The sequence below is a fragment of the Saccharopolyspora pogona genome (assembly GCF_014697215.1).
GTDB classification, from domain to species: Bacteria; Actinomycetota; Actinomycetes; order Mycobacteriales; family Pseudonocardiaceae; genus Saccharopolyspora; species Saccharopolyspora hattusasensis.
In genome coordinates this window covers 9,301,354-9,308,048 of sequence record NZ_CP031142.1, presented here as the reverse complement: position 1 = coordinate 9,308,048, position 6,695 = coordinate 9,301,354, and the positions used below count along the sequence as shown (strand labels likewise).

The 6,695-nt window shown below is 65.3% G+C and carries 6 protein-coding genes and 2 pseudogenes; 5 read left to right on the top strand and 3 right to left on the bottom strand.

Features of this window, described 5'->3' with window-relative positions; all coding sequences use genetic code 11:
• Positions 1 to 141: 141 nt before the first annotated feature.
• Positions 142 to 488, top strand: a pseudogene (locus DL519_RS48115) (IS3-like element IS987 family transposase); the annotation flags it as partial.
• 607 nt (positions 489 to 1,095) lie between these two features.
• Here the strand turns inward: DL519_RS48115 and DL519_RS43875 are convergent.
• Positions 1,096 to 1,458 (bottom strand): zinc-binding dehydrogenase, encoded by a 363-nt coding sequence (locus tag DL519_RS43875; RefSeq protein WP_190823629.1) that lies wholly within the window; start codon positions 1,456 to 1,458, stop codon positions 1,096 to 1,098.
• Complete coding sequence (locus DL519_RS43870; RefSeq protein WP_190823628.1) at positions 1,431 to 2,054, bottom strand: NADP-dependent oxidoreductase; 624 nt, start codon at positions 2,052 to 2,054, stop codon at positions 1,431 to 1,433. Before DL519_RS43870 ends, DL519_RS43875 begins: the two co-directional genes overlap by 28 nt.
• Before the next feature lie 141 nt (positions 2,055 to 2,195).
• Here DL519_RS43870 and DL519_RS43865 point away from each other — a divergent pair, with 141 nt between their 5' ends.
• From DL519_RS43865 to DL519_RS43855, 3 genes are all read left to right on the top strand, one after another.
• Positions 2,196 to 3,065, top strand: a complete 870-nt coding sequence (locus DL519_RS43865; RefSeq protein WP_190823627.1) for a LysR family transcriptional regulator — start codon at positions 2,196 to 2,198, stop codon at positions 3,063 to 3,065.
• Between the two features lie 937 nt (positions 3,066 to 4,002).
• A complete protein-coding gene (locus tag DL519_RS43860) occupies positions 4,003 to 4,620 on the top strand; it encodes a helix-turn-helix transcriptional regulator (protein WP_190823626.1) in 618 nt (205 codons plus the stop codon).
• Positions 4,621 to 5,056: 436 nt separating this feature from the next.
• Positions 5,057 to 5,317 carry a hypothetical protein gene (locus tag DL519_RS43855; RefSeq protein ID WP_190823625.1) on the top strand — a complete coding sequence of 87 codons (261 nt, stop codon included), beginning with the start codon at positions 5,057 to 5,059 and terminating at the stop codon, positions 5,315 to 5,317.
• Between the two features lie 344 nt (positions 5,318 to 5,661).
• Here DL519_RS43855 and DL519_RS43850 read toward each other — a convergent pair whose 3' ends face one another.
• Entirely contained in the window at positions 5,662 to 6,156 is a 495-nt protein-coding gene (locus DL519_RS43850; RefSeq protein ID WP_190823624.1) for an IS3 family transposase, read from the bottom strand.
• Positions 6,157 to 6,385: 229 nt separating this feature from the next.
• On the opposite strand from DL519_RS43850, the pseudogene DL519_RS50670 reads away from it, so the two are divergent.
• Positions 6,386 to 6,490, top strand: a pseudogene (locus DL519_RS50670) (hypothetical protein); the annotation flags it as partial.
• Positions 6,491 to 6,695: the final 205 nt, after the last annotated feature.

The following is a 6,695-nucleotide window of genomic DNA, read 5'->3' as shown; positions in this document are numbered from 1 at the left end:
CACCACCACCCCACCCTCAAACCAGCGACTAGGAAGTCCTGAGCCGCCCCGGCGTGTCCCCAGATTTCATCTGCTGAGAAGGAGGGAATCGTGTCTCGTTCGACGACGTACCCGCCGGAGTGACGTGAGCAGGCTGTACGGATGTTCGCCGAGGCTCGCGAGGAGCATGCCCCGGAATGGTCGGCGATATGGCCGGCGATCCAGGCAGTGGCCGATCCGCTGGGTGTAGCGACAGTCGAGACGGTGCGCAGGTGGGTTCGCCACAGCGAGATCGACACCAGAGCGCGTGCGAGTCCAACCTCCGAAGAGTCGGCGGAGTTGCAACGGCTACACCGGGAGAACACGGAACTAGGGCGTGACAACGCGATACTCGACTCGGCGTCGGCTTTCTTCACGGCCGAGATCGACCGGCCACATCGCTGATCGCGGAGTTCATTGCAGAACACCAGAACCTCCGCAAGGCAGGCCTGCGGTGGGGTGTCGAATCGAACCGTGCCGCGCTCCTGAGCTTGACATGAAAGCCCGACACCCCGCCCAGCCGTCACACAAGTAAAGGCCTCCGGCCCCACCCCGGCGATTCGTCGTGAGCGAGCGTGGCAAATCCAGCCGAGAAACCTCGTCCGTGACCTCAGGAACCAACTGTGGGGCCGCCAGCAGAAACCAACGTTCCTGGCCAAGCATACCCCTCACCGCTTCTCGTCATGCGCGCATTCGGCGCCGCACACGCGACAACAGAACAACACTGCCAGCACAACACGGCATTCCGCTACGGAAGCCCGGCAAGCGTGCCCCTTTAACCCGGGAAATAGAAGAAAAGGGGCATCGGTCTCGCTCCGACCCCAAGGCCCGGAGCCGACCACTGGGCCCGTGAATCGTTTCTGGTAAGACGTGATCACGTCAGGGTTGCCGCGGTAGCCGCCGTCGGCAATCACCCCATGAGCGGCCAATTTCCCGGTGATGCCGGAGAGCGGTGGACGGTCGTACCGTTGCGGTTGCTAATCACCGATGGCGATGACTCGCCCGCTGTCAGCTCGATCGCGACATGCAGGTTGGGACGGAAGGCTGTGCTGGCGGAGATCTGCGAGCACGCGGAGGTCAGCGCACCCTCAGCAATGTCTTGCCGCGCAGGCCGGAGATCTCCACGCCGTTGATCAGAGCCGATGGCGCCTCTTCGAGGGAGAGTTCGGCGCCAACGACCGGGCGGAGCGTGCCCGCGGTGACGTGTTTCGTGAGCTCGATGAGACGCTCAGGTTTGCGGTCCAGCCGGTAGTTCGCGGTACGGATGCGCTCGTCATCGAGCAGTTTCTCGTCAAGGCCGAAGGCGGTCGAGAACAGTGCACCTCCATCCTTGACGGCGCGTGCCACTCGGCTCGTGGTGGAGCGGTCGCCGACGACGTCGAGGATCGCATCGACGCCCTCTGGTGCGAGACTCAACAGCGCCTGGTCGAGCGGCTCCACGTCGCGGACTGCGATCTCGGCAGCGCCGAGTGCCGCACCTGCGCGATGAGCTCGACGGAGGCCGTTGCGATGACCCGGATCCCGCGGGCTGCGGCGGCCTGCACCGCGAAGGTACCGACGCCTCCGGTCGCACCGATGACGAGTAGCGTGCCACCTTCGGAAACCTGCATGTGGTCGAGCGCGCCGAGCGCAGTCATTCCCGAGGTCGGCAGCGCGGCGGCCAGGTGACTCGGCAACTCGTCGGGGATGGTCGCCAGTGCGCCGAACGCGGGCACCGCTTGCACGACCGAGACCTCAGCGAACGTGCCGGACTGCAGCGGTTGGCTCCAAAACTGGCCGAAGACGCGATCTCCCACGCCGAATTCCGTGACGCCGTCACCGACCGCAGTGACGGTGCCAGCGCCGTCCATGCCGAGTGTGAGCGGGAACCGGAAATCCCCGAACGCCGCCAGTGCCCCGGAGGCGACAACCATGTCCAGCGGGTTGATCGCCGCCGCATCGATGGCGATTTGCACTTGACCACTGCCGGGTTCAGGCACCGGCAGTTCCTTGAGCTCCGGGGTGTCACCGAAGCGCTCGATTCCGATTGCTCTCATGCTCTCCTCAATCTTCGTGGGCCGTCCGTGTAGCCCCCTAGCCTGCGGTAGTGGTGCGGTATCGCGGAATGACCGATTCAGCACCGATTGTGAACGGGGAAGCATCAATACCGGTGCCGATCAGGTAATAAGGTGTCGGGCATGGCGGTCGAGTCCCGCGCCCTGCGGTACTTCGTCGCGGTGGCGGAGGAACGCAGCTTCACGCGTGCCGCGGGACGGCTCGGCATCGCTGGCCCCGCGCTGTCGCGAGCAGTTCGCAACCTTGAGGCTGAGCTGGGCGTACGCCTGTTCCAGCGTTCGACGCGAGTCGTGGAGCTGACCGAGCCCGGCGCGGTCCTGCTGGCACACGCGCGGCCCGCGCTCGAGGCGCTAGACGCGGCAGTTCGCCGTGCCGAACGGGCGGGGGCACGGCATCGCAGTGTGCTGCTCGCGGTGAAAGCCGACGCTGATGGCGGTCTGTTGGAAGACATCCTCACGGCGGTGGCAGCCGAGCCCGATGCGGAGCCTGTCTCCGTCCGTTTGTGCGGCTGGCAGGAGCACACGCGGCTGCTGCGGAAGGGCGAAGCCGACGCCGCGCTCATGTTCGAGCCCTACGACGCAAGCGGCATCGACGCGGAAACCGTCGCGACCGAGCCGCGCGTGGCAGCGCTGCCTGCAGACCACCCGCTTGCCGGGGCCTCTCTGGCCCAGCTCGCCGACCTGGGCTTCGACCTCGACGAGGTCGGCGAGCACGCCGAGCGCGACATCGACAAGCAGGGCGTGCGCGACCTCGCGCAGCTGCTCACGCTCATTGGCCTCGGGGTGACGAAGACCGTGCTCCCCAGTTCGGTCGCCGCGAGGTACCCACGGCAGGCGGTGACCTACGTCCCCATCGAGGATTGTCCTCCCGCCACGCTGGTCATCGCCTGGCCGGCGGTCTCCCGCAGCCGCGGCGTGGCCGCCCTAGTGCGCGCGGCCGCCGCCGTCGCCGAGCTCCGCAGCGCGGGGCCGGTCGTTGAGACGGGCCGATGAGGAGTGCGACGTCACGAGCCATGACCAGGCGGCTCGGCATCGAGGCGACCTGGACATCGGCGGCGGCAATTCTTCGATGGGGCGACTATCCAGCGATCCGAGGAGCACCAGGTGGGGCGGTGGCGTCGGCTTGACGTCCAGCCCGGCATCTCCCGCTGACTACGGCCAGTGATCATCCAACCTGTCCAACCGGTAGCAGTATCCGAATCAAAATCTCAGCTCAGAGCCTGTTGGCGAATGGCCTGGGTGGGTGGTCGCTTGGCGGAACCTGAGAGGTTCCCTGGACTGTGGGTGCCCCTCCTTACGTATGTCCAATCCGCGGTGGAGGGGCCGTCCTCGCCAGGAAACCTCTCAGAACCCGCCGATGGTCGTCTTGGCAAGGTGGCTGCAAGCGGCTGCACCGCTTCCAAAGGCACGGACGCCTTTCGCCGACGGGCTCTCAGAACCTCACATCCCGGGTTACGAAGATCCGCCTACCCATCAAGGTGGCTGTGACGGGCGTCTCACCATAGCCGGTCTTGGGTTGAAACGGGGGCAAAGAGGGCTACACGAAAGGTCAGTTCTCCTTGCGGGGGCCACAGTCGGCACGAGTTTCGGGCATGGTTGGTTGACGGTGCCGAAACAAAGAGGGAATTCTTGCCGATGACCGACCTGCCAGACGAAGCCGAGTACGCGGTGCAGCGGCTGGAGTCCGAGATCGCGGATGCCCATGAGCATGTCCGATGGTGCCGTAGTTTGGGGTAGGAACACGCGGCCCTGCTCCATAAGGTCTGGATTGACCTTTTGCCGCATGGGCGGAGGCGCTGCGCCCTAGCGGCACAAGAGCTCTGAGCAGGCTGTTCGGTTCTATAGGCGGCGTGGAGACGACGTAGAGAATTCGTGAAGACGGCCTTCGCACACTGAGACCACATCGTCACGGAGCGTGTGGGAGATCCTGATGGACCAAGTGCGAGTGGCTGTGCAGGCAGCAGACCCGATCACCGTGGCCGGCCTGACAAGTTACCTGAAGTCGCGGTCGGAGTTGTACCTTGTGCCGAGCCCAGCTGAAGCCGACGTGATCGTATTCGCTGCGGATCCCGTCAGCGCGAAGGTGTTGGCTGATCTGCGACAGTCGGCGCAACAGGTGCCGGTTCCTCGTGTGCTGGTGACCAATGAACTCGACCCGTCCAATGTGCTCAGGGTGGTCGAAGCCCGCGTGGTGGCGGTGTTGCCGCGAACCGCCGCGACCGGGACGAGACTGATCAACAGCGTGATCGCCGCGGCCAGAGGCGGCGCCGTGATGCCGCCCGACCTGCTGGGCGAGTTACTGAAGCAGGTCGACCACCTGCAGCGCGAAGTGCTGACGCCGAAGGGTTTGAACTTTTCCGGGCTGACCAACCGCGAAGCCGACGTGCTGCGCTTGATGGCCGGCGGGCTGGACACCGCGGAGATCGCGCAGAAGTTGTGCTATTCGGAACGGACGGTCAAGAACGTCATCTACGGTGTGACCAGTCGCCTCAACCTGCGCAACCGGCCGCACGCGGTGGCCTTTGCGATGAGAGCCGGAGCGATCTGATGAGCTCGCGGATAAAGGCAACGGCCGATTTCGTCCTCGTGGCGAAAGGCTCCGAAATAAGCGTCGCAACGCCATAGCGCAGGAGGAGAGCTCGAGGTCCACTAGGGACACTCTTCCCGCGCGAATGACTCGCCACGTGCTTCCCTGCAGTGACGAGCAGGGCTGCGACCGCGAACTCACGATCACGTCCGTCGGCCGCCAGCTGGTGTTGACCGCACCGGATGGGCGTCCGGGATCTCCCGCTTCCTAGACAGCTCGGGCTCGGTCCAGTGTTCGCCGAAGCACCTAGATCGTGGGGGCATTTTTGTTCTGCGCGAGCTTCCCGGCGCGAATGTGGGGTGCTATTTACGTCGCGCCGGTTCAGGTGAAATTGTCGATACCGTTTAAGCAGTGCAATCGTACTAAGTAAACGATGTCTAGAACGGAGTTGTTTTTCATGCGCAAGATCAAGACTACAGTCGCGTTCGCCGCAACATTCATCCCGGCGGTGCTCACCTCCATGATTCTGGCGCAACCGGCCTCCGCTGCGGTGTCGGGTGACCACCCGCAGCACCCGGTCACCGAACGACCCAGCCGCCCGAACACCCCACACCGCCCGAACGCGGCAGCCGTCCACCCGCAGCACCCGGTCACCGAACGACCCAGCCGCCCGAACGCCCCACACCGCCCGAACGCGGCAGCCGTCCAGTCGGCCTAGCCGGTTGAGCCGCGTTCGCCGAGGCCGGTGAATCCGGCTAATCCGCACCCGGTGCAGCCGGTTGCACCAGGTGTGGCGGCGAGCCCCGCCGCTAGCTAGGCAAGCGACGATGCGTCCCGCGTGAATTGGGCAGCAGGCCACCCGGCCACGCGCGGGAGCAAGCAGAACCGGCTCTAATGGTGCGCACGCACCGTGCTGTCCACGGATATGGCTTGAAGGTCGGCGCTTGTGGCACGCAAGCGCCGACCGTGGTGTATCGGACGCCGCCCACGGCGCAGGCCGCGAGGGCCTCGCCGAGTTCGCCGGCGTGCCGCAATGTGAGGAACCCCCAGGAACTCGGAGGGCTATTTACCTGGTTCCGATCGGGGACGTTGGGAGCCCTCGGAGTGGGTTATCTGGCTGGTGTGCCAGGCGGTCTCGTATTCGTCCTGGAACAGCCGGCCCAGGTCCTTTTGGATGCGTTGGGTGTTGTACCAGCCGTCGATATAGCCGAAGATCGCGTTCTCGGCCTCGTCACCGGTGTGCCAGGAGTTCCGGTAGACCAGTTCGATCTGCAGTGTGGAGAAGAAATTCTCCATCAGGGCGTTGTCGTAGCGTCGGAGTTGTTCTTCGTGGCGGCGTACTCGGGTGGCGCGACTCATCGCCTGACTCGACACCCTGATCACCAAGGCCCAAACAGGATGACCACCACCAGCACCCTGGGCCACGTCGAACGCGCCTGCACCGAACTCCACCACGACGGCCACAGCGTCACCTTCACCGCCGTCGCCGCCCGCACCGGCCTGGGCCGCACCACCCTCTACCACGCTGGTGTCGTTCGGCTTCGGCGATCCAGCCACGCTGTTCGGCGTCGCGGGCGAGGGCTTCGGCGTCGACGCGTTGGGTGGCCAGTATGGGCAGCGAGCTGGGTTCGGTGTGGAAGCTGGGGCAGTGTTCGCAGAGTTGGCGTAGGGGCAAGCCCCTTGAGCGGGTGCGCGCAGGCAGAATCCGCAGACAGTTCACGACCGTGCGCCACCGTCTACACCGGGGCGTTCAACGCCGGCGTGTTCATCCCGTTTCTGGACCCGTCTGGTCGGCCATCTGGGCCGTAAGGTCAATCTGATCGTCGACGGACACGACGTCCACCGCCGCAAGACCGTCCAGCAGATCGCCGAGTACGCCGAGGCGATCGAGATGCACTTCCTGCCCGGGGACAGCCCCGAGCTCAACCCCGACGAAATCCTCAGGCGCCGACCTCAAACGCGCCGTGTCCACCAAAGCAGCACCGAAAACCCCCGCCGAGTTGGAACACGCAGTCCGTTCCTTCCTCCACCGGCTGGCTGCCCGACCGGATCCGCTCCGACCTCGACAAACCCGAGGTCCGCTACGCCGCCTAACA